Raw genomic sequence first — 2,570 nt, forward strand, 5'->3', positions numbered from 1 at the left:
GACAGCATCTGGGGGCTACCCTAGTTGACCGCCCACGCCGAAAATTAAGCGGGTGTAGCTCAGTTGGTTAGAGCGCCGGCCTGTCACGCCGGAGGCCGCGGGTTCAAGTCCCGTCACTCGCGCCATTCCCTCATTCGGGAATGTGGCGACCCCCTCAATTCGCCTTGATCGATGGATCAGCCACGGCCGGCTTGGCTCCGAACGCCTGCTCGGTCGCCGCCGGGGCGCCATCGCCCATCGCCCAGCGCAGATTGTCGGATGCACCAGCGCGCTCGACATAGGGCTTGTGCACGATCTTCTCGACCGCCGCGCGGGCTTGCGGTGTGAACAATACGCGGACGCGCTTGCCGTCGGGCTCGACCTTGACCGCCGCGCCAGCGACCATCGTCACCGTCGGCGCCTGTGGCGCTGCTGGCTGGCGGATTATGCTCATCGCGGCCAGCTTGAGTGCCCGCGGATCGGCTTCGCGCCCTGAATAGGCCTGGGCAAACGCTCCCGGCAGACCCCAGCCCCCGCTCCAGCGATAGAATAGATGCGCGCCGACCACGGCGGTCTTGGCCAGGCTCGATGCCCAGTAAGGCACGACATAATAAGCGTGATAGTGGGTCGCATTGCCAACATTCGCATAGACCGATCCGGCGAGCGCGGCCGCAGCGACCTGGCGCGCGCGGTTCCACGGGTCGTTCATTGGCGTTCGCGCCATCGATCCGTCGCAGGTGAAGGTGAACTGGCAACCGGTCTGGCGGGTCGAGCCTTCGTAAACGACACCGCACACGCTCGATGGGAAAGCGGGGTGGCGGACGCGGTTGAGGATTACCTGGGCAACCGCGCGCTGGCCGTCGCTGCTTTCCTGGCCGGCTTCGTAATAGATCGCGCTGGTCAGGCAATCGAGTGCGCGACCTTGCGCCGCCGCATTGGCAGTGCGGCCGAGGAACGGCCGCGCCGCGCCGGCGGGGCCCGCTATCGGGATTTGATTGTTGATTTTGACTGCTTCGTCCGGCGCAACCGCACGATATTCCATCGCTGGCGGTGGCGGCATCACTGCTGCCTCGGCCCGGTCGGACAAGCTAAAGGTTGACCCCGCGGTTCCGGCAATCACCGCCGCGCTCACCAAGGCAAGCACCGCCATCACTCCGCTTTCACGCGGATGGTTGCGCCACAGATTGGCGGGGTGAAGAGTTTTCGCGTTGATCATGGGATAGGGTGATATAGTCCAATAACACGCATTTTTCAAGGTTTTGGCTTAGCCTTGCCTGAACCGCCCGGTCTCCATCCAGCGCAGCAACGGCTTGAGCGGCAGTATCCAGATGATCCCGATCACGAGGTAAAATGCGCCCTGGAGCACCCCCGGCCAGCGCGACACATAGTTCGCCAGCGATGCGACGAGCACTGCCAAAACAAGGATCAACAGCAGGATGGCGCCAGTCCCGGCCAGTTTACGCCCGCTAGGCTGGATTACCGCCATCTCGTTACTCCTTTGGGTGAAGCAAAACCGTCGAGCGGGACGTCCCATGGCTCGGTCGGAAAGTCGCTATCCACCAATTGCATCGCCCAGCCAATACCGATGATCGTTGCCCCGGCGGCCCGCAACGCTGGCAATGCGCGGTCGTAATGGCCGCCGCCCTGGCCCAGCCGCGTGCCGCGCCGATCAATCGCGAGCAAGGGGACCAGCACGAGGTCGGGAATGATCGCCTCGGCGTCGCTGGCGGGCTGGGCGATGCCATGCGGGCCAGCCTCCGTCACCGCGCCCGAGCGAAAAATCATCGGCCCGTCGGCATTCGCGAAGGCGGGGAGGGCGGTCGTGCAGCCTAATTTCATCGCGCTTTCAAGCACCAGCGCCGGGTCAATCTCGCTGCCGATCGCATGATAAGCCGCAACCCGCTTGGCTTTCTCGATCCACGGCTGAAGCAGATCGGCCAGTATCACTTCAAGCTCGTCCTGCTCGGGGCGCGACAAGCCTGCGACAAACGTCTTGCGCCGAGCCCGCGCTTCGAGCCGGAGCAGCGCCTTGTCGCTTGCGGCGGAGGATGGGGGTGACGGGACCACCGTGGCCGTTTGCCGGAAATCCTCTGACGCCACAAACGTCAGGTGGGGGCCATATGTGCCGGACCAGGGTCCAACCAGGGACAGCTCCCTAGGATATTTAATCGCCTCAGGGATTTTCGTGGCCTCGTACCGGGCAGTACCCGTCGCTCCCTATCTAGGCGCTGGCGGTTCGTTCCTCAATGCTGCCGTGAAATTAGCTGGCCCGAGTCGAGAAAAGCTGGACGGTGAAGCGCGGCTCGGGGGCATCGAGGCTCACCGGCGTGGTCGAGTGGAGCACATGATTGTGGTTCTTCACCCCACAATTGAACGCGGGCGGGAAGGCGCGAATCTGGTCGTCGGGGTCGCGAAACAGGAATAATCCGCCCCAGTCGAGATCCCACTCATCGTTGAGGTAGAGCGTGATCGCCTCGGGCCGATGGCCGTCATTGTGCCACGGGATATAGCTTTGCGCGGTCCACGCATAATTCATCACATGATAATCGCGGTGGTCGATCATCGTCCGCGCGATCAATTGGTCGATGATC

At 63.4% G+C, this 2,570-nt stretch carries 4 protein-coding genes and 1 tRNA gene; 1 reads left to right on the top strand and 4 read right to left on the bottom strand.

The annotated features are described in order from the left end of the window. Window positions 1–48: 48 nt before the first annotated feature. A tRNA-Asp gene (locus RMN73_RS03120) sits at window positions 49–125 on the top strand. Window positions 126–154: 29 nt separating this feature from the next. Here RMN73_RS03120 and RMN73_RS03125 read toward each other — a convergent pair. The 4 genes from RMN73_RS03125 to RMN73_RS03140 all read right to left on the bottom strand — a co-directional run. Further along, the gene (locus RMN73_RS03125) at window positions 155–1,195 is read right to left on the bottom strand and encodes a cell wall hydrolase (RefSeq protein WP_309601860.1); all 1,041 of its coding nucleotides are present in this window, start codon (window positions 1,193–1,195) and stop codon (window positions 155–157) included. Between the two features lie 48 nt (window positions 1,196–1,243). Then, window positions 1,244–1,465 carry a DUF2842 domain-containing protein gene (locus tag RMN73_RS03130; protein WP_309601861.1) on the bottom strand — a complete coding sequence of 74 codons (222 nt, stop codon included), beginning with the start codon at window positions 1,463–1,465 and terminating at the stop codon, window positions 1,244–1,246. Then, a complete protein-coding gene (locus tag RMN73_RS03135) occupies window positions 1,456–2,046 on the bottom strand; it encodes a 5-formyltetrahydrofolate cyclo-ligase (protein ID WP_309601862.1) in 591 nt (196 codons plus the stop codon). The genes RMN73_RS03130 and RMN73_RS03135 overlap by 10 nt, the downstream gene beginning before the upstream one ends. Before the next feature lie 193 nt (window positions 2,047–2,239). Further along, the coding region (locus RMN73_RS03140; protein ID WP_309601863.1) for a 2OG-Fe(II) oxygenase at window positions 2,240–2,570 on the bottom strand (331 nt) is incomplete at its 5' end.

This window comes from Sphingomonas sp. (genome assembly GCF_031372575.1).
Classification (GTDB): domain Bacteria; phylum Pseudomonadota; class Alphaproteobacteria; order Sphingomonadales; family Sphingomonadaceae; genus Sphingomicrobium.

Excerpts from the sequence above, each read along its gene's own strand:
- RMN73_RS03125 (WP_309601860.1), bottom strand. The coding sequence starts at position 1,195 with ATGATCAACGCGAAAACTCTTCACCCCGCCAATCTGTGGCGCAACCAT.
- RMN73_RS03130 (WP_309601861.1), bottom strand. The coding sequence starts at position 1,465 with ATGGCGGTAATCCAGCCTAGCGGGCGTAAACTGGCCGGGACTGGCGCC.